Source organism: Micromonospora sp. NBC_00421, assembly GCF_036017915.1.
Classification (GTDB): Bacteria; Actinomycetota; Actinomycetes; order Mycobacteriales; family Micromonosporaceae; genus Micromonospora.
This window is the reverse complement of sequence record NZ_CP107929.1, coordinates 7,032,113-7,049,460: the sequence shown is the minus strand read 5'-3', so window position 1 is coordinate 7,049,460 and position 17,348 is coordinate 7,032,113. Positions and strand designations below refer to the sequence as shown.

Here is a 17,348-nt window from a genome sequence, read left to right as displayed (position 1 = left end):
GCCTGAACGACCACTAAGCCACCGGCACCGGCGCGGGTCAGACGGCGCGGATCAGATGGTCAGGTCGGGAGCCTCCGGGGCGGTACCGCGCTCCACCTCCACGCCGAGCGCCCGCAGGTCGGCCACGAAGTCCGGGTAGCCCCGGTCGACGTGGTGCACGTGGGAGACCTCGGTGACCCCGTCCGCGCAGAGCCCCGCGATGATCAGCCCGGCGCCGGCCCGGATGTCGGTGGCGCGTACCGGTGCACCGGAGAGCCGGTCCCGGCCCCGCACCACGGCGTGATGGCCGTCGGTCTTGATGTCCGCACCGAGACGGGTCATCTCGTTGGCGAACATGAAGCGGCCGTCGAAGATGTTCTCGGTGATCAGCGACGCGCCGTCGCTCACCGCCGCCAGCCCGATCGCCATCGGCAGCAGATCGGTGGCGAACCCCGGGTACGGCAGGGTGACCACGTCGACGGCGGCGGGCCGGTCGTCGGCGCGTACCCGGAAGGCGTCACCCCGGGTCTCGACCAGCGCTCCGGCCGACACCAGCTTGTCCAGCGCGACCTCCAGGCAGGCCGGGTCGATCCCGGTGACCGTCACGTCCCCCCGGGTCATCGCCGCGCCGAACGCCCAGGTGCCGGCCACGATCCGGTCCCCCACCGTGGCGTGCCGCACCGGCCTCAGCGCGGGCACCCCGACGATGCGCAGGGTGGAGCTGCCGCAACCGGAGATCCGGGCGCCCATCCGGTTGAGCATGGTGCAGAGGTCGACGATCTCCGGCTCCCGGGCCGCGTTGTCGATCGTCGTCACACCCCGGGCCAGCACCGCCGCCATCACCAGGTTCTCGGTGGCGCCCACGCTCGGGAAGTCCAGCACGATCTCGGCTCCCCGCAGGCCGCCCGGGGCCGCGGCGATGACGAAACCGTGCTCACCGGAGACGTCCGCGCCCATCCGGGCCAGCCCGGCGATGTGCATGTCCAGGCCCCGCGAGCCGATGGCGTCGCCGCCCGGGTGGGCCACCCGCACGTACCCCCGGCGGGCCAGCAGCGGGCCGAGCACGCAGATCGACGCCCGCAGCCGGCGGACCAGGTCGTAGTCGGCGTCCGCGCCGGGCTGCTCGGGTACGTCGATGACGACCGACCGGGACCGGGCCTGCCCGCCGTACGCCACCATCGGGTCCACCGGGTCGTCCGTATCGAAGCTGACCACGCAACCGAGCCGACGCAGCACCTCCCCCATGATGGCGATGTCGGTGATCCGGGGCACGTTCGTGATCACCGTCCGCCCCGGTGCCAGCAGTGCCGCCGCCATCAGCTTCAACGCCGAGTTCTTCGCCCCGACGACGTGCACCGTGCCGGCCAGCCGGGCGTCCCCGCCGACCCGGATGACGTCGACGTCGTCGACCGCCGGGTCACCGGCGTCACCCGGCCCCACCCCCGCCGGCCAGCCGGCCGGGTCCGGCCGGGCCGGGATGGTCAGGTCCGGTATCCGTAGGCTGTGCGTCATGGCCGTCCACCTCACGCGCATCTACACCAAGGCCGGCGACGCCGGCATGACCAGGCTGAGCAACAACGAGCAGGTGCCGAAGACCGATCCACGGATCGCCGCGTACGCGGACGTCGACGAGTGCAACGCCGCGCTCGGTGTGGCGCTCGCCCTGGGGCAGCTCGACGACGAGCTGCGGGCCGTGCTGGAGTCGATCCAGAACGACATGTTCGACGTCGGCGCCGACCTGGCCACCCCCGTCGAGCCGGACCCGGCGTACCCACCGCTGCGGGTCACCGAGGAGTACGTCGAACGCCTCGAAGGCTGGTGCGACGAGTACAACGGGCGTCTGAGCAAGCTCGACTCCTTCATCCTCCCCGGCGGCACCGCAGGCGCGGCGCTGCTGCACGTGGCACGGACGATCGCCCGGCGCGCCGAACGGGCGGCCTGGGCCCTGGTCGCCCACGATCCGGATCGCACCAGCTCCCTTCCGGCCAAGTATCTCAACCGCCTGTCCGACCTGCTGTTCATCCTGTCAAGGACGGCCAATCCGGGCGGCGATGTGCTATGGGTGCCGGGCGGCAAGCGCTGAGCACGGGCGCGCTGCACCACGTCGAGGTCTGGGTACCCGATCTGGAGGCCGCGAAGCGGAGCTGGGGCTGGCTGCTCGGTGAGCTCGGCTGGACGCCGTACCAGGACTGGTCCGCCGGCCGGTCCTGGCGGCACGGCCCGACGTACCTGGTCCTGGAGGAGTCCCCGGCGCTGGCCGGACGGGTCCACGACCGGCTCGCTCCGGGCCTCAACCACCTGGCCTTCCACGCCGGTCCGCCGCACGCGGTGGACCGGCTGGTGGCCGCCGCACCGGCCCACGGCTGGACGCTGCTGTTCGCCGACCGCCACCCGCACGCCGGCGGCCCGGACAGCTATGCCGGCTACCTCACCGACGGGCAGGGCTACGAGGTGGAACTGGTCGCCGGAACCGACTGACCGGCACCGCCGAGAGCCGGGCCACGGGTCAGGACGCCGGCCGAGGTACACGGGGTCAGGACCGGTCCAGTGCGCCCCGGCGGGTCGGGGCGCTCCGTCCGGCACCCGGCCGTCGGGAACCGGGCACCCGGCACCTCGGTGATCGACCGGGCCGGACCGCCCCGGCGCAGGGCCGGACCGGTGCCCGCCGACGCCGCGCCTGGGCCCGGCGTACGGTCAACGCGACCACGACCACCACGACCACCGCGCCGCCGACAGCGGTCGGCAGCCCCGTGGACGCCGCGCCGGCCGCCCAGCCGAGCAGCACCGTGCCGGGCACCCAGACCAGCACCGCGACCCCGTCGAAGAACACGAACCGGGCGTACGGCAGCCCGGCCGCGCCGGCCACCCGGGGCACCAGGGTACGGACGAAGGCGGTCCACCGGCCGAGCAGCACCGCCGTCCCGCCCCGGGCGACGATCAGCGCCTCAGCCCGCCGCCACCGGTGCTCGCCGACCCACCGGCCCAGCCGGCCGCCGCGCAGCCGGGGTCCGAACAGCCGACCTTCCAGGTAGCCGAGCTGATCCCCGGCGAAGGCAGCGAGGGTGGTGACGGCGAGGGCCGTGCCGAGGTCCAGCCGACCGGCCCTCGCCAGCAGCCCGACGGTCAGCATCGTGGTCGCCGCCGGCAGCACCAGCCCGAGCAGCAGGCCCACCTCGGCGGCGAGGACCGCCGCCGCGGTCAGCAGGACGAATCCGGGCGGCAGGGTGCCGAGGCGGTCCAGCAGGGAGTCCACGAAGGTCATGTCGGCAAGCGTGCGGCAGTCAGCCGGCCCCACCGGTCCTCCCGCCGGCCGGGCCGGGTCCTCCGGGTGGCCGGTCGTGCCCCTAGGGCGTTCCCGGGGTGGGCACCGGGTTGAAGTCGTCGTCCACCAGGCCGAGCCGGTGCGCCACCACCGCCGCCTGCACCCGGTTGCGCAGGTCCAGCTTCTCCATGGCCGCCGAGACATGGGTCTTGACCGTGGTGACCCCCAGGTGCAGCCGGGCACCGATCTCCGCATTGGACAGGCCGGTGCCGACCAACGCCAGCACCTCCCGCTCCCGGGGGCTGAGCAGCTGCAACCCGGGCTGCGGCGCGCTGGTCTCCGGCCGCAGCTCGTGGTCGTGGGCGGCGATCGCCCGACGGACGATCCGGGCCAGCACCGGCGGTGCCACAAGCGCCTCCCCCCGGGCCGCCCGACTCACCGCGTCGATCAGCTCCTCGGGCACGCCGTCCTTCACCAGGTAGCCGATCGCCCCGGCACCCAGCGCGCCGTAGACGTCGGCGTCGTCGGCGAAGGTGGTCAGCACCACCACCCGGACCCCCGGTTGCCGGGCGAGGATCCGGCGGGTCGCCTCGATGCCGTCCATCCGCGGCATCCGAAGGTCCATCAGGACGATGTCGGGGCGCAGCCGTTCGGTGAGGCGGACCGCCTCGTGGCCGTCTCCCGCCTCGCCGACGATCTCGAAACCACCGGCCGTGCGCAACAGCAGGCCCACCCCCGCCCGGACCAGCGCCTGGTCGTCCACCACGAGCACCCGGATCACGAAACCCCCCGTACCGGCAGCCGAGCCAGCAGCTGCCACCCGCCGGCATGGGTCGGGCCGGCGGTCAGGGTGCCACCCAACAGCCCCACCCGCTCCCGCATCCCGGCCAGTCCGTGCCCGGACGAGGGTAGCGCCGGGCCGGGCCGGGGGTGCTCCGGGCCGCTGTCGCGCACCTCGACCAGCAGCCCGAACGGCTCCGACCGGACGACCACGCTGGCGGTCGCACCCGGACCGGCGTGCTTGAGGCTGTTGGTCAGGCCCTCCTGGATCACCCGGGCGGCGGTGGTGCGCACCACGAGCGGGGTGCTGGCCGCCCGGTCGTCGACGGTGACCTGCACCGCCAGGCCAGCGGCCCGGACCAACTGTTGCGCCTCGGTGATGATCTGCTCGGGCTCGACCATCGGCGCGCCACCCTCGATCGCCTCCGGATCGCGCAGCACCTCCAACAGCTCGCGTAGCTCGTCCAGCACCCGTCCGGCGGTGGACCGCAGTTCGCCGAGCGCCGTGACGGCCTCGTCCACCCGCCCGGTCCGCCGGGTGGCGTACTGGGCGGCCCCGGCCTGGAGGGCGATCGCCGCGACGTGGTGCGCGACGATGTCGTGCAGGTCCCGGGCGATGCTGGCGCGTTCGGCGAGCCGGGCGGCCCGGGTCTGCATCTCCTGCCGCGACTCGGCGTCCCGGGCCCGTTCCTCGGCCACCACCGCCGCGTTGCGCAGCCCCCGCAGGTAACGGCCGAAGGCGACCGGCGCGGCCGAGGAACCGACAAGCATGGCCAACCGGAGCAGGCCCGGGCCGCCGACCAGCGCGTCCGGCGGGCCCGAGTCGAGCACCGTGTAGATCACCACCGCGAGGAACAGCGCGAAGGCCGCGCCGGTGGCCGGCCAGCCCGCCCGGTACGCGACGAACCCCAGCGCCGCCGCGGCGCACAACAGCGGGGTACCCGTGCCGAACGGCGCGAACTGGACTGCGGCCAGCATCAGCGCGCTCTCCAGCACCAGCACCGGGCCGGGCCACCGGCGTACCCCCACCAGCGCCAGCCCGGCGATCACGGCGAGCGCCACGTTGACGCCCCGGTCGGTGACCTCCGGGGTCAGGCTATTCAGCCCGCTGGCCAGGCCCAGCCCGGCCGCGACCAGCCCGAGCAGCAGCTCCGGCCACCAGGTACGTCCGCCCCTCACCCGGCCAACCCTACGGAGCAGCGGTCGGACGGCGGTCCTCCCACCGGCCGCCCGGCCTCCTCCGGGTGGCCGGTGCTCGGGCCACCGGGGCGATCCGGCGACCCGGCAGTCGTTCCTAGCCTCGGCGGCATGAGCGATTCGTGGGCGTTCCTGAGCCAGTTCACCCGGCATCCGTTCACCGTGGGCGCGGTGGCCCCCAGCGGCGCGGGGTTGGCCGCCGACATCACCGCGGCGGTGCCCGGCACGGGCGACCCGGTGGTGGTCGAGCTGGGCCCGGGCACCGGCGCGTTCACCCGGGCCATCCAGCGTCGGCTCGGCGGCCGGGGGCAGCACCTGGCGCTGGAGGTCAACCCGCGTTTCGCGGCCCGGGTGGCCCGGCGGTACCCGACGGTGGAGGTGGTGCTCGGCGACGCGGCGGCGCTCGGCGGTCTGCTGGCCGCACGACGGCACCCGTCCGCCGACGTGGTGGTCAGCGGCCTGCCGTGGGCGGCGTTCCGGGAGAGCCGGCAGCGCAGCGTGCTGGATGCGGTGGCGGCCGGGCTGGGCGACGGGGGCGTCTTCACCACGTTCGCCTACCGGCACGCCCTGTGGACCCCGCCGGCCCGGCGCTTCCGCAGTCTGCTGCAGCAGGTGTTCGACGAGGTCACCGTGGGCCGGACGGTCTGGGGGAACCTGCCGCCGGCGCTGGTCTACCACTGTCGTCGCCCGCTGCGGGCCGGCGACTGACCGGACGACGGGTCAGGCGGCTGGCCAGTCCTGGGAGGCCATACGTGGCGAGGCCGCCCCGGGTGGGGCGGCCTCGAGCCAGGAGGAGAAACCGGTCACCGTCGACCGCGCCATGGCGATCTCGACCGGCGCGTGTCGACTGGTACAGCGGAGGATCACCCAGTCGGACGGCATGGAGAGCCGTTCCTGCCCCTCGGGCAGCCGCCGTCGCTCCACCACCAGCTCCTTGCGGGAGAGCACCCGCTTGGGCCGTAGGGCGAAGCTGAACATCCGGTACCAGCGCAGCTGGTCGCCGACGAACCGGGCGAAGCCCGGGGACCAGCCCCGACCATCCAGGACTGTGGTGACCCGGACGCTCAGCCGGATGATGCCACCGCTACGGGTGACCAGCGCCCGCCGGACGAAGAGGATCAGGACCGCGACCAGGAGCACCGCGATGCCGATTCCGATCCCTTCGACGATCTCCATCGGCGGGCGGGTTCAGCGGGCCGGAGTGGCCGGGGTGGCACTCTCGGCGAGCACTGTCACGCTCTCGGCGCCGACCGACAGGAATCCGCCGGTGATGTCGAAGGCGACCTGCTGGCCGCCGGCCTGCTTGATCCGGACCTGGCTGGGCTCGGCCAGCTGACCGAGCAGCGGCGCGTGCCCAGGCAGCACACCCAGCTCACCCTCGGTCGTACGGGCGACGACCATCTCGGCCTCGCCGGACCAGACCTTCTCCTCGACGGCTACGAGGTCGACGTGAAGCTGCTGTGCCACGCTGTCTCCTTGCTGCGGCGACGGATTGTCGAAAGTCTAGTCCGGCCGCTGGTGCCACCCCAACGCGGGTGGCGAGACCTGCACCACCACCCGGCGTGTCGCGGCACCGTGGGGCGGCACCGCCACCGGGCGGGGATCACTTGGCCTTGTTGCGGAACTCCGGATGCTCCAGCAGGAAGGCGTCCAACTGCTCGTTGCCGAGGGCGGCGAAGAAGTCGTCGGCGGCGGGCAGCAAACGCTCCCCCCGGTAGCCGTTGCCGGTGCCGATCCCCTCCCCCGGCAGCTTGATCATCTCGACGTTCTCCGAGCGGATGCCCTTGAGCGCGATGGCGAAGTCGACCACGCTGCTGCCCCGGCCGTTGAAGGTCAGCGACTGACCGGCGGCCCGGATCACCCGGTCCAGCTTGATCGGGTTGGTCACCACGTCGGCGCTGAACGCCTGGCCGACCATCGCCTTGATGAACTGCTGCTGGTGCCGCTGCCGGCCGTAGTCGGCGTCCGGGACACCGTTCTTCGGGTACCGCTGCCGGACGTAGTCGAGCGCCTGCCAGCCGCTGAGGTGCTGGTTGCCCTTCTTGTAGACCGCCTGCGGCCCGATGTAGCCCTCGCCGTACGGGTTGCCCTTGCGATGCTTGCCGTTCGGCTCGCGGTGCTCGGACTTGACCTCCCGCTCGATGTACATGTCGACGCCGCCCATCGCGTCGACGATCTTCTGGAAGCCGGTGAAGTTGATGATCGCGCCAGCGTCGAACCGCTCGATCCCGGTCGCCTTCTGCACGGTCTTGGCGAGCAGTTCGAAGCCCTGCGGGGCGCTGGGGTTCTTGCCCTCGACGATGCTGCCGTGCGACATCGCGCCGTTGATCTTGCCGGAGCCGCCCCGGTAGCCGGCCTTGTCGAACTTGGGGATGTCGACGTAGAGATCGCGCGGGACGGAGAAGATGTAGGCCCGGTCCAGCGACTCGGGCACGTGCAGCACCATGATCGAGTCGGCCAGCGGCGGGGTCTTCGCGTCCCGCGGGTCGATGCCCACCAGCAGGATGTTCAACGGGCCCTTGACGTTGCTCTTGCGCTCCTGCGCCCCGGCCGCCTTGTCGCCGAAGAGGTCTGCCTTGCCCACCGAGCCCTCGTAGCGGGACAGCAGCGTCTCGTAGCCCACCAGGACCGCGCCGCTGAGCATCATCAGCACGACCCCGAAGACGGTGCACACCCGGGCCCAGCGCGGCACCCCCGACCAGATGGACGGCTTGCCGCCGCCCTTGCCGGTCTTACCCACGAGCAGCTCCATTCGTCGCGCCACGAGGATCCGTCACGAGAATTCGTCACGTCCACGAACAGAAGACGGGCGTCCACCGTCGAAAGTTGCACCGGATCGACACCCGTTCGTGAGCGTCGTACGCAAAACGGTACCGTGCCCGCGCGCAGGCCGCTCCCCCGGCAACCGGACAACCGCACTCACCAGGCCGGTAACGGCCGAAGGCCACCCCGGTGTGCGACCGGGGTGGCCTTCGTGGGACGCCTTGTCGTGCGGCTCGGCCGACGACTGTCGGGGGGCTCAGCCCTCCGACATCAGCTCCTTCGCCTTGCGCTCCAGGTCCTCCAGACCGCCGCACATGAAGAAGGCCTGCTCGGGGAAGTGGTCGTACTCGCCCTCGCTGATCTTCTTGAACGCCTCGATGGTCTCGGCGATCGCGACCGTCGAGCCCGGCACGCCGGTGAACTGCTCGGCGGCGTAGGTGTTCTGCGAGAGGAAGCGCTCGATCCGGCGGGCCCGGCCGACGGTGAGCTTGTCCTCCTCGGAGAGCTCCTCGATGCCGAGGATCGCGATGATGTCCTGGAGGTCCTTGTAGCGCTGGAGGATGCGCTTGACCTCGGTCGCCACCGTGAAGTGCTCCTCACCGACGAACTCCGGGGCGAGGATCCGGGACGAGGACGCCAGCGGGTCCACGGCCGGGTAGATGCCCTTGTCGGAGATCGACCGCTCCAGGTTGGTGGTCGCGTCCAGGTGGGCGAAGGTGGTGGCCGGCGCCGGGTCGGTGTAGTCGTCGGCGGGCACGTAGATCGCCTGGAGCGAGGTGATGGCCTGGCCCCGGACGGAGGTGATCCGCTCCTGGAGTTCGCCCATCTCGTCGGCCAGGGTCGGCTGGTAACCCACCGCGCTCGGCATCCGGCCGAGCAGGGTGGAGACCTCGGAACCGGCCTGGGTGAAGCGGAAGATGTTGTCGATGAAGAGCAGCACCTCCTGCTTCTTGACGTCCCGGAAGTACTCGGCCATGGTCAGCGCGGACAGCGCCACCCGCAGCCGGGTGCCCGGCGGCTCGTCCATCTGGCCGTAGACCAGCGCGGTCTTGTCGATGACGCCGGACTCGGTCATCTCGGCGATCAGGTCGTTGCCCTCACGGGTGCGCTCACCCACGCCGGCGAAGACCGAGGTACCACCGAAGTTCCGGGCAACACGGGTGATCATCTCCTGGATGAGCACCGTCTTGCCCACGCCCGCGCCGCCGAACAGGCCGATCTTGCCGCCCTTGACGTACGGGGCGAGCAGGTCGATGACCTTGATGCCGGTCTCCAGCATCTCGGTCTTCGGCTCCAGGTCCGCGAAGGCCGGGGCCTTGCGGTGGATGCCCCACCGGTCGTCCGCGTCGAGCGTCTCGCCCTCGGTGAGGTTGAGGCACTCGCCGATGGCGTTGAAGACGTGGCCCTTGACCGCGTCGCCCACCGGGACGGTGATCGGCGAGCCGGTGTCGGTGACCTCGGCGCCCCGGACCAGACCGTCGGTCGGCTGCATGGAGATGGCGCGGATCAGGTTGTCACCCAGGTGCTGGGCGACCTCCAGGGTCAGCGTCTTCTCACCGCCGGAGAGGTTCACCTCGACGTGCAGGGCGTTGAACAGGGCCGGCATGGCGTCGCGCGGGAACTCGGCGTCGACGACCGGGCCGATGACCCGAACCACGCGACCGGTGGCCGTCCTGGTCTCTGCCGGTCCCCCGGCAACTGCGGATACAGTCATCACACTTCACTTCCCGACGCGGCCAGCGCGTTCGCGCCGCCGACGATCTCACTGATCTCCTGGGTGATCCCGGCCTGGCGGGCCGAGTTCATCTCACGCGTGTACTTCTCGATCATGTCTTCGGCGTTGTCGGTGGCGCTCTTCATCGCCCGCCGACGGGCCGCCGATTCGCTCGCCGCCGACTCCAGCAACGCCGCGTAGATCCGCGTGTTGATGTACCTCGGCAACAGCGCGTCGAGCAGCGACTCCGCCTCCGGCTCGAACTCGTACGCCGGCAGCAGCCCCTCGGAGCGCGGCCGGTCCTCGACCTGCATCGGACCGATGATCTTGGTGACCGGGTTCTGCGTCATCAGGCTGTGGAACTCGGTGTAGACGATGTGCAACTCGTCGATGCCGAGCACCCCGTCCGGTCCGGCGTCACCGTCGGTGTCGTCCGCACCGGCGGTGAACGCCGCGATCAGCGTCTCACCCACCTCGCGGGCGTCGGCGAAGGTGGGCTGCTCCGAGAAGCCGGTCCAGTTCGCCGCGATCTCCCGGTTGCGGAACCGGTAGAACGTCAGGCCCTTACGCCCGATGACGTAGAGCACCGGCTCCTTGCCGTCGGCGGTGAGCCGGGCGATCAGCGACTCGGCGGTCCTGATCGCGTTGGAGCTGTACCCGCCGGCCAGGCCCCGGTCGGAGGTGACCAGCAGGACGCCCGCCCGCCGCACCTGCTCGCGCGGGGTGAGCAGCGGGTGGTCGATCCGGGCGTTCGAGGCCAGCGCGGTGAGCACGCCGGTGATCGCCTGGGCGTACGGCAGGGACGCCGTCACCCGGGCCTGGGCCTTGGCGATGCGGCTCGTCGCCACGAGCTCCATCGCCTTGGTGATCTTCTTCATCCCCTTCGCCGAACGGATCCGTTGACGAAGAACGCGTACCTGGGCCGCCATGAGTCAGCCCTACTGCTTCTCGGCGTCGCCGCCGGCGTACCGGGTGACCGTCTCGCGGTCGGCCTCGCCCTCCAGCGGCTTGGCAGGCGCGTCGTTGACCCGGTGCTCGTCGGCCTTGCCGAGGAAGACCTGCTTGAACTCGGTGATGGCCGAGTCGAGCGAGGACGCGATGTCGTCGCCCCACTTGCCACCGGCGATCGAGGCCAGCACGCCCTCGTGCTTGTGCCGCAGGTACTGGAGGAACTCCGACTCGAAGCGACGGACCTCGCCGACCGGGACGTCGTCCAGCTTGCCCTCGACGCCGGACCAGACCGAGACGACCTGCTCCTGCACCGGGTACGGCGAGTAGTTCGGCTGCTTGAGCAGCTCGACCAGCCGGGAGCCCCGGTTCAGCTGGGCCTGCGAGGCCTTGTCCAGGTCGGAGGCGAAGGCGGCGAACGCCTCCAGCTCACGGAACTGGGCCAGGTTGAGCCGCAGCGAGCCGGAGACCTTCTTCATCGGCTTCATCTGCGCGGCGCCACCGACCCGGGAGACCGAGGTACCGACGTTGATGGCCGGCCGGACGCCCTGGTTGAACAGGTCGGACTCCAGGAAGATCTGGCCGTCGGTGATGGAGATGACGTTGGTCGGGATGAAGGCCGAGATGTCGTTGGCCTTCGTCTCGATGATCGGCAGGCCGGTCATCGAGCCGCCACCCAGCGCGTCGGAGAGCTTCGCGCAGCGCTCCAGCAGGCGGGAGTGCAGGTAGAAGACGTCACCCGGGTACGCCTCACGGCCCGGCGGGCGACGCAGCAGCAGCGACACGGCCCGGTACGCCTCGGCCTGCTTGCTCAGGTCGTCGAAGACGATCAGGACGTGCTTGCCGCCGTACATCCAGTGCTGCCCGATGGACGAGCCGGTGTACGGGGCGAGGTACTTGAAACCGGCCGGGTCGGACGCCGGGGAGGCCACGATGGTGGTGTACTCCAGCGCGCCCGCGTCCTCCAGGATGCCCTTGATCGAGGCGATCGTGGAGGCCTTCTGGCCGATGGCGACGTAGATGCAGCGGACCTGCTTCTTCGGGTCGCCGGAGCGCCAGTTGTCCCGCTGGTTGAGGATGGTGTCCAGCGCGACGGTGGTCTTGCCGGTCTTCCGGTCGCCGATGATCAGCTGCCGCTGGCCCCGACCGATCGGGGTCATCGCGTCGATCGCCTTGATGCCGGTCTGCAGCGGCTCGTCGACCGACTGCCGGGACATCACGTTCGGGGCCTGGAGCTCCAGCTCGCGGAAGCCCTCGTCGGCGATGTCGCCGAGGCCGTCGATCGGCTGGCCGAGCGCGTTGACCACGCGGCCGAGGAAGGCGTCGCCGACCGGTACGGAGAGCACCCGGCCGGTGCGCTTGACGCGCTGCCCCTCCTCCAGCTTGGCGGAGTCACCGAGAACGACGACGCCGATCTCCCGGACGTCGAGGTTCAACGCCACGCCGAGCGTGCCGTCCTCGAACTCCAGGAGCTCGTTGGTCATGGTCGAGGGCAGCCCCTCGACGTGGGCGATGCCGTCACCGGTGTCGGCGACGGTGCCGACCTCCTCGCGGGAGACGTCGGTCGAGTAGGAGGAGACGTAGCGCTCCAGGGCGCCGCGGATCTCCTCCGTCGAGATGGTCAGCTCGGCCATCCTCTGCTTCCTTAAAATTCAGGGGCCCGGGATACCTAGTACCGACCGGTCCGAATGGCGTCGATCAAAGGGCGGCGAGGCCGCTTGTCAGCGCTTCACGAGCGCGTTGCGGGTCTCGTTGAGGCGGCGCAGGACGGTGCCGTCGTACAGGTCGGAACCGACCCGCACGCTCACCCCACCGAGCACCTCCGGGTCGACCGTCTGCTTGACGGAAACCTCTCGACCGTACATCGCGGAGAGGCGGGCACCGAGCCGTTGCTCGTCGGCCTCGCTCAACGGGGCAGCCACGGTCACGTAAGCGACCTGGCGGTCCCGCCGATCGGCGGCCAGCTCGACCAGCCGGGTGAGTGCCCCGGTGAAGGAGCGCCCCCCGAACCCGCCGAGAGCCGCCTCGACGAGGCGGACGGTGACCGGGCGGGCCTTGCCGTCGAGCAACTCCCGGGCCAGCGCGGCCCGCTGCCCGGCCGGGGCGATCGGGTCGGCGAGCGCCGCGGAGAGCGCGGACTGACCGGCGACCACCTGGCCGAAGCGGAACAGCTCGTCCTCGACCTCACCGAGGTCGCCGGCGGAGTCGGCGCTGGCCAGCAGCGCCTCCACCCCGAGCCGCTCGGTGCCGTCGAGCAGCTCCGACGGCGTCGACCAACGGCCGGCGACCAGGCCGGTCAGCAGGCCGAGCGCGTCCGCGCCGATCTTGCCGGCCAGGATGCCGTCGAGCAGCCCGGCGCGGTCGTCGCCGGAGCGGGCCGGGTCGGACAGCGCCCGGCGCAGCCGCGGCTCGCCCCGCAGCAGGGCGGCGACGGAGAGGATGTCGTCGGCGGTGGTGGCCACCGCCGACGGCTCCGCACCGCGGACGTACGCGTCGAGGCGCTCGGCCGCGATCGCGTACGACTCCCGGCTGGCGGCCTGCATCAGCGGGCCCCCGTGCTCTCGAGGTTGCTCAGGAACCGGTCCACGGTGCCCTTGCGGCGCGCCTCGTCGGCCAGCGACTCGCCGACGATCTTGCTGGCCAGGTCGACCGCGATGGTGCCGACCTCGGTGCGCAGCTCACGCACGATGGTGGCCCGCTCGGCGGCGAGCTGCTCCTTGCCGGCCGCGATGATCCGGTCGGACTCCTCGCGTGCCTTGCCGAGGATGTCCTGTCGGATGCCCTCCGCGTCGGCCCGTGCGTCGTCCCGGATCTTGGCGGCGTCGGTACGCGCCTCGGCGAGCTGCGCGCGGTACTGCTCGAGGAGCTGGTTGGCCTCGGCCTGGGCGGCCTCGGCGCGCTTGATGCCACCCTCGATCGCGTCGACCCGGGCCTGGAACGTCTGCTCCATGCGGGGGAAGACGAACTTCATCAGCACGATGCAGAGCACGATGAAGGCGACACCACCGACCACGATCTCCTGCCAGATCGGGAAGATCGGGTTGTGCGTCGACTCACCACCCTCTGCGGCGAGAAGGAACATGAGAGACCTCCCGGTCAGAGGGGGGATCAGGCGCCGGACCAGATGAAGCCGAAGGCGATGCCGAGCAGGGCGAGCGCCTCGATGACGGCGAAGCCGATCCAGACGTACGGCAGGGTCATCCGGGACGACTCCGGCTGCCGGGCGGTCGACTGGATGTAGGCGGCGAAGACCAGGCCGACGCCGATGCCCGGGCCGATGGCGGCGAGGCCGTAGCCGATGGCGGCGGTGCTGCCGGTGACCTCGGCGAGAACGCTAGCGTCCATGGGTGTGGTTCCTCCTGGGTATCTCGCGTGACTCTCACGCGGGACGACAACGGGTTGGTGCGGTGGACGAGTGCTCGCTCACGAGCCCCTGCCCGGGTGGATCAGTGTTCGTCGGCGAGCGCGCCCTGCACGTAGCTGGCGGTGAGGACCGTGAAGACGTACGCCTGCAGACAGATCACCAGGAACTCGAGGAAGGTGAGCGCGATGGTCATCACCCAGGACAGCACCGAGACCGGCGCGAGCCAGGCGTTGGCGCTGATCATCGCGAAGCCGCCGAGCGTGAAGACCAACAGGAGCATGTGGCCGGCGAACATGTTGGCGAAGAGACGCACGGCCAGCGAGAACGGCCGGATGATGAAGGTCGAGAAGAGCTCGATCGGGACCAGCAGCGGCAGGATGTACCAGGGTGCCGGCGGCATCAGCGCGTGCTTGAAGTACTTGCCGACGCCGTGGTGCCGGATGCCGACGTAGTTGAACATCACGTAGCTGATCACGGCGAGGAAGGCCGGGAAGGCGATGTGCGAGTTCGGGGAGATCTGGAAGAACGGCACGATCGCGAAGAGGTTGGTCAGCAGGATGAAGCAGAACAGCGTGGTGAAGTACGGCGCGAACCGCACCCCCCGGTGCCCGATCATGTCGATCGCGATGTTGTTCCGCACGAAGCCGTAGATCGACTCGGCCAGCCACTGCTTCTTCGTCGGCACCAGCTGCGGCTTCCGGTAGGTCGCCAGGAAGAAGATGATCAGGATGCCGACCGCGATCCAGACCATCGCCGTGACCTTGGTGAACCAGTACGAGTCGTGCGCACCCCAGGGCAGGATGCTGGGCAGGTAGAAGTCCTCCACGCTGGGTGGGAATGCCGCCTGGCCCGCTGCCAGGACGTTCGCCTGTCCGAACACCGCGTCCCTTCCTAAGTAGGCGTGCCGAGCCGGCGGACGACCAGGATGATTCCCCCGGCCATGCCGAGCACGACACCGATCCCGGTGGCGATGCCGCCGGAGTCGAGCCACTGGTCGACCAGCCAGCCGATGAAACCCCAGACGAGCATGCCCCCGATGAGGTACGAGAGCGCGGTCCAGCCCTGACCGGCGCCGGTCGGAACGTCGTCCGGACCGCCGGTGGGTTGGGGGGTTCGGTCACCAGCCATGACGGGGCGAACGATATCAGCCGAGGAGACGAGGCTGTGCCTCACCCCCCGCACAACCTTCGTTGTGTGGGCTTCCGGCGGGCTCCTTCGTCTGGGGGCACGCTACTCCCCTTCCGCCAACCAGAGAATGACCGAACGCGGACAGTCGCGCGCGTGTCCACCAATTGGGACGGTCAGTCGACCGATCGACGGGAATGCACCCTGGTCAGCCACCAGATGTGCACTCCGGTCCAGACCGCCACGCCGGCGGCGATGCCGACACAGAGCGGAACCAGTCCGTCCCACCCGGTCGACGCCACCGCCACCATGAACACCCCCAGCAGGGTGAACTTGGCCGCGTACAGCCCCAGGCCGAGCGGGAGCACCAGCTGCGGGTTGACCGCGTCGGCCCGGGCCAGCACCACGGTGGTCAGGGTGTGGCTGAGCACCGTCACCGCCACCCCGGCCGCCGCGCCGACCGCCGCGTCCGCACCGCCGGTCACCCCGCCGACCAGCGCCGCGAGGGCCCCCAGCACCGCCGAGGCGGCCAACAGCACAGGCAGGTGGCGCAACCGCCAACCCCGGTCGTCGGCCGTCGCCGCCGTACCCGCCCCGGGCTCAGCCACGGGGGTACGCCGGGAAGCCGCCGACCGACCCGGTGCCCGTCAGGCCGCTGCCGAGCCGCTCGACGTCCGACCCCCACCAGGTGTGCTTCGCGTTCTCCACAGCGAAGGAGTCTACGGAGCCGCACACTGGTGACCGTGAGATGCCTCGTCACCGGCGCCACCGGGTACATCGGTGGGCGGCTCGCGCCCCGACTGCTGGCCGAGGGGCACCAGGTGCGCTGCCTGGCCCGTAAGGCCGGTCGACTGCGCGACGTGCCCTGGGCCGCCTACGCCGAGGTGGTCGAGGGGGACCTGCGGAAACCGGAGACGCTGCCGGCCGCCTTCGAGGGCGTCGACGTCGCGTACTACCTGGTGCACTCGCTGGGGCAGGCCGACTTCGAGGCGGCCGACCGGGAGGCCGCCACCCACTTCGCCGCGGCCGCCGCCGCGGCCGGCGTACGCCGGATCGTCTATCTGGGTGGGCCGGAGCCGGCGGCGGGCGGCGAGGTGCCCTCGCCGCACCTGCGGTCCCGGGCCGAGGTGGCGCGGATCCTGCTGGCCGGCGGAGTGCCCACGGTGGTGTTACGGGCCGCCGTGATCATCGGATCCGGGTCGGCCTCCTTCGAGATGCTGCGCTACCTCACCGAGCGGCTGCCGGCCATGGTCACCCCCCGCTGGGTCGGCAACCGGATCCAGCCGATCGCCGTCCGGGACGTGCTGCGCTACCTGGTCGGCTGTGCCACCCTGCCGGCCGAGGTGGACCGGGCCTTCGACATCGGCGGCCCGGACGTGCTCACCTTCCGGGAGATGATGCAGCGGTACGCCCGGGTCGCCGGGTTGCGCCGCCGGATCATCGTGCCGGTCCGCCCGCTGACCCCGGCGCTCTCCTCGCACTGGGTGGGGCTGATCACGCCGGTGCCGAACGCCATCGCCCGCCCGCTGGTGGAGAGCCTGATCCACGAGGCGGTGGCGCACGAACACGACATCGCCCGGTGGCTGCCCGACCCGCCCGGCGGACTGACCGGCTTCGACGACGCCGTCGCGCTGGCCCTGACCATGGTGCGCGACGCCCAGGTGGAGACCCGTTGGTCGAACGCGAGCGGCCCGGACGCACCGGCCGAGCCGCTGCCGTCGGACCCGCACTGGTCCGGTGGCACGGTCTACACCGACGTCCGGGAACGCGAGGTCGACGCCTCGCCGGCCGCGCTCTGGCGGGTGATCGAGGGCGTCGGCGGTGAACACGGGTGGTACTCGTTCCCGCTCGCCTGGTCCGTCCGGGGCTGGCTGGACCGGCTGGTCGGCGGGGTGGGACTGCGTCGGGGCCGCCGTGACCCGCACCGCCTCCAGGTCGGCGAGGCGTTGGACTTCTGGCGGGTGGAGGAGATCGTCCCGGGTGAGCTGCTCCGGTTGCGTGCCGAGATGCGCCTACCCGGTCGGGCGTGGTTGGAGATGCGCGCCGAACCGGTCGGAGAGGGCCGCGCCCGCTACGTCCAACGCGCCGTCTTCCTCCCCCGCGGCCTGCCCGGCCACCTCTACTGGCTCTCGGTGGCCCCCTTCCACGCCGTCGTCTTCGGCGGCATGGCCCGCAACATCGCCAACCACGCCCCGACCCGCTGATCCCCCGTCCCG

At 71.5% G+C, this 17,348-nt stretch carries 20 protein-coding genes; 4 read left to right on the top strand and 16 right to left on the bottom strand.

Annotation, left to right across the window (positions count from 1 at the left end; all coding sequences use genetic code 11):
• Positions 1-51: 51 nt before the first annotated feature.
• The gene (murA, locus tag OHQ87_RS30435) at positions 52-1,491 is read right to left on the bottom strand and encodes a UDP-N-acetylglucosamine 1-carboxyvinyltransferase (RefSeq protein WP_328343477.1); all 1,440 of its coding nucleotides are present in this window, start codon (positions 1,489-1,491) and stop codon (positions 52-54) included.
• Between murA and OHQ87_RS30430 the strand changes: the two genes are divergently transcribed.
• Positions 1,490-2,062, top strand: a complete 573-nt coding sequence (locus OHQ87_RS30430; RefSeq protein WP_328343475.1) for a cob(I)yrinic acid a,c-diamide adenosyltransferase — start codon at positions 1,490-1,492, stop codon at positions 2,060-2,062. The two genes, murA and OHQ87_RS30430, sit on opposite strands and share 2 nt — an antisense overlap.
• Positions 2,038-2,457, top strand: a complete 420-nt coding sequence (locus tag OHQ87_RS30425) for a VOC family protein (protein ID WP_328343473.1) — start codon at positions 2,038-2,040, stop codon at positions 2,455-2,457. Before OHQ87_RS30430 ends, OHQ87_RS30425 begins: the two co-directional genes overlap by 25 nt.
• A gap of 55 nt (positions 2,458-2,512) precedes the next feature.
• Here OHQ87_RS30425 and OHQ87_RS30420 read toward each other — a convergent pair whose 3' ends face one another.
• The 3 genes from OHQ87_RS30420 to OHQ87_RS30410 all read right to left on the bottom strand — a co-directional run bounded on the left by OHQ87_RS30420 (position 2,513) and on the right by OHQ87_RS30410 (position 5,200).
• On the bottom strand, positions 2,513-3,241 hold the full coding sequence (locus tag OHQ87_RS30420; protein WP_328343471.1) for a DedA family protein: 729 nt from the start codon (positions 3,239-3,241) through the stop codon (positions 2,513-2,515).
• 82 nt (positions 3,242-3,323) lie between these two features.
• Positions 3,324-4,022, bottom strand: coding sequence for a response regulator transcription factor (locus OHQ87_RS30415; RefSeq protein WP_328343469.1), 699 nt, complete (start codon positions 4,020-4,022; stop codon positions 3,324-3,326).
• Positions 4,019-5,200, bottom strand: coding sequence for a sensor histidine kinase (locus OHQ87_RS30410; protein WP_328343467.1), 1,182 nt, complete (start codon positions 5,198-5,200; stop codon positions 4,019-4,021). The genes OHQ87_RS30415 and OHQ87_RS30410 overlap by 4 nt, the downstream gene beginning before the upstream one ends.
• Positions 5,201-5,329: 129 nt before the next feature.
• On the opposite strand from OHQ87_RS30410, the gene OHQ87_RS30405 reads away from it, so the two are divergent.
• On the top strand, positions 5,330-5,926 hold the full coding sequence (locus tag OHQ87_RS30405; protein ID WP_328343464.1) for a class I SAM-dependent methyltransferase: 597 nt from the start codon (positions 5,330-5,332) through the stop codon (positions 5,924-5,926).
• Between the two features lie 12 nt (positions 5,927-5,938).
• Here the strand turns inward: OHQ87_RS30405 and OHQ87_RS30400 are convergent, their stop codons facing one another.
• The 12 genes from OHQ87_RS30400 to OHQ87_RS30345 all read right to left on the bottom strand — a co-directional run bounded on the left by OHQ87_RS30400 (position 5,939) and on the right by OHQ87_RS30345 (position 15,740).
• A complete protein-coding gene (locus OHQ87_RS30400; protein ID WP_328343462.1) occupies positions 5,939-6,394 on the bottom strand; it encodes a DUF2550 domain-containing protein in 456 nt (151 codons plus the stop codon).
• A 12-nt stretch (positions 6,395-6,406) separates the two neighbouring features.
• Positions 6,407-6,685: a F0F1 ATP synthase subunit epsilon gene (locus OHQ87_RS30395; RefSeq protein ID WP_328343461.1), complete on the bottom strand. Its 279-nt coding sequence runs from the start codon at positions 6,683-6,685 to the stop codon at positions 6,407-6,409.
• A gap of 136 nt (positions 6,686-6,821) precedes the next feature.
• Positions 6,822-7,964, bottom strand: coding sequence for an LCP family protein (locus OHQ87_RS30390; RefSeq protein WP_328349073.1), 1,143 nt, complete (start codon positions 7,962-7,964; stop codon positions 6,822-6,824).
• A gap of 273 nt (positions 7,965-8,237) precedes the next feature.
• The gene (gene atpD, locus OHQ87_RS30385; protein ID WP_328343460.1) at positions 8,238-9,695 is read right to left on the bottom strand and encodes a F0F1 ATP synthase subunit beta; all 1,458 of its coding nucleotides are present in this window, start codon (positions 9,693-9,695) and stop codon (positions 8,238-8,240) included.
• Positions 9,695-10,624, bottom strand: coding sequence for a F0F1 ATP synthase subunit gamma (locus OHQ87_RS30380; protein ID WP_328343459.1), 930 nt, complete (start codon positions 10,622-10,624; stop codon positions 9,695-9,697). Before OHQ87_RS30380 ends, atpD begins: the two co-directional genes overlap by 1 nt.
• 9 nt (positions 10,625-10,633) lie before the next feature.
• Positions 10,634-12,277 (bottom strand): F0F1 ATP synthase subunit alpha, encoded by a 1,644-nt coding sequence (atpA, locus tag OHQ87_RS30375; RefSeq protein WP_328343457.1) that lies wholly within the window; start codon positions 12,275-12,277, stop codon positions 10,634-10,636.
• Positions 12,278-12,364: 87 nt separating this feature from the next.
• The gene (locus OHQ87_RS30370; protein WP_328343455.1) at positions 12,365-13,186 is read right to left on the bottom strand and encodes a F0F1 ATP synthase subunit delta; all 822 of its coding nucleotides are present in this window, start codon (positions 13,184-13,186) and stop codon (positions 12,365-12,367) included.
• Entirely contained in the window at positions 13,186-13,725 is a 540-nt protein-coding gene (locus OHQ87_RS30365; protein WP_328343454.1) for a F0F1 ATP synthase subunit B, read from the bottom strand. The genes OHQ87_RS30370 and OHQ87_RS30365 overlap by 1 nt, the downstream gene beginning before the upstream one ends.
• A 26-nt stretch (positions 13,726-13,751) precedes the next feature.
• The gene (locus OHQ87_RS30360) at positions 13,752-13,988 is read right to left on the bottom strand and encodes a F0F1 ATP synthase subunit C (protein WP_328343453.1); all 237 of its coding nucleotides are present in this window, start codon (positions 13,986-13,988) and stop codon (positions 13,752-13,754) included.
• A gap of 101 nt (positions 13,989-14,089) precedes the next feature.
• On the bottom strand, positions 14,090-14,887 hold the full coding sequence (atpB, locus tag OHQ87_RS30355) for a F0F1 ATP synthase subunit A (RefSeq protein ID WP_328343452.1): 798 nt from the start codon (positions 14,885-14,887) through the stop codon (positions 14,090-14,092).
• 11 nt (positions 14,888-14,898) lie between these two features.
• Entirely contained in the window at positions 14,899-15,135 is a 237-nt protein-coding gene (locus tag OHQ87_RS30350) for an AtpZ/AtpI family protein (protein ID WP_328343450.1), read from the bottom strand.
• Positions 15,136-15,308: 173 nt separating this feature from the next.
• Positions 15,309-15,740 carry a hypothetical protein gene (locus OHQ87_RS30345; RefSeq protein WP_328343448.1) on the bottom strand — a complete coding sequence of 144 codons (432 nt, stop codon included), beginning with the start codon at positions 15,738-15,740 and terminating at the stop codon, positions 15,309-15,311.
• A 135-nt stretch (positions 15,741-15,875) separates the two neighbouring features.
• Between OHQ87_RS30345 and OHQ87_RS30340 the strand changes: the two genes are divergently transcribed.
• Positions 15,876-17,336: an SDR family oxidoreductase gene (locus OHQ87_RS30340; RefSeq protein ID WP_328343446.1), complete on the top strand. Its 1,461-nt coding sequence runs from the start codon at positions 15,876-15,878 to the stop codon at positions 17,334-17,336.
• Positions 17,337-17,348 lie beyond the last annotated feature (12 nt).

Bases quoted from the DNA above. Each gene is read 5' to 3' on its own strand.
- OHQ87_RS30430 (WP_328343475.1), top strand. From the start codon at position 1,490: ATGGCCGTCCACCTCACGCGCATCTACACCAAGGCCGGCGACGCCGGC.
- murA (WP_328343477.1), bottom strand. From the start codon at position 1,491: ATGACGCACAGCCTACGGATACCGGACCTGACCATCCCGGCCCGGCCG.
- OHQ87_RS30425 (WP_328343473.1), top strand. From the start codon at position 2,038: ATGGGTGCCGGGCGGCAAGCGCTGAGCACGGGCGCGCTGCACCACGTC.
- OHQ87_RS30420 (WP_328343471.1), bottom strand. From the start codon at position 3,241: ATGACCTTCGTGGACTCCCTGCTGGACCGCCTCGGCACCCTGCCGCCC.
- OHQ87_RS30405 (WP_328343464.1), top strand. From the start codon at position 5,330: ATGAGCGATTCGTGGGCGTTCCTGAGCCAGTTCACCCGGCATCCGTTC.
- OHQ87_RS30400 (WP_328343462.1), bottom strand. From the start codon at position 6,394: ATGGAGATCGTCGAAGGGATCGGAATCGGCATCGCGGTGCTCCTGGTC.
- atpD (WP_328343460.1), bottom strand. From the start codon at position 9,695: ATGACTGTATCCGCAGTTGCCGGGGGACCGGCAGAGACCAGGACGGCC.
- OHQ87_RS30380 (WP_328343459.1), bottom strand. From the start codon at position 10,624: ATGGCGGCCCAGGTACGCGTTCTTCGTCAACGGATCCGTTCGGCGAAG.
- atpA (WP_328343457.1), bottom strand. From the start codon at position 12,277: ATGGCCGAGCTGACCATCTCGACGGAGGAGATCCGCGGCGCCCTGGAG.
- OHQ87_RS30370 (WP_328343455.1), bottom strand. From the start codon at position 13,186: ATGCAGGCCGCCAGCCGGGAGTCGTACGCGATCGCGGCCGAGCGCCTC.
- OHQ87_RS30365 (WP_328343454.1), bottom strand. From the start codon at position 13,725: ATGTTCCTTCTCGCCGCAGAGGGTGGTGAGTCGACGCACAACCCGATC.
- OHQ87_RS30360 (WP_328343453.1), bottom strand. From the start codon at position 13,988: ATGGACGCTAGCGTTCTCGCCGAGGTCACCGGCAGCACCGCCGCCATC.
- OHQ87_RS30350 (WP_328343450.1), bottom strand. From the start codon at position 15,135: ATGGCTGGTGACCGAACCCCCCAACCCACCGGCGGTCCGGACGACGTT.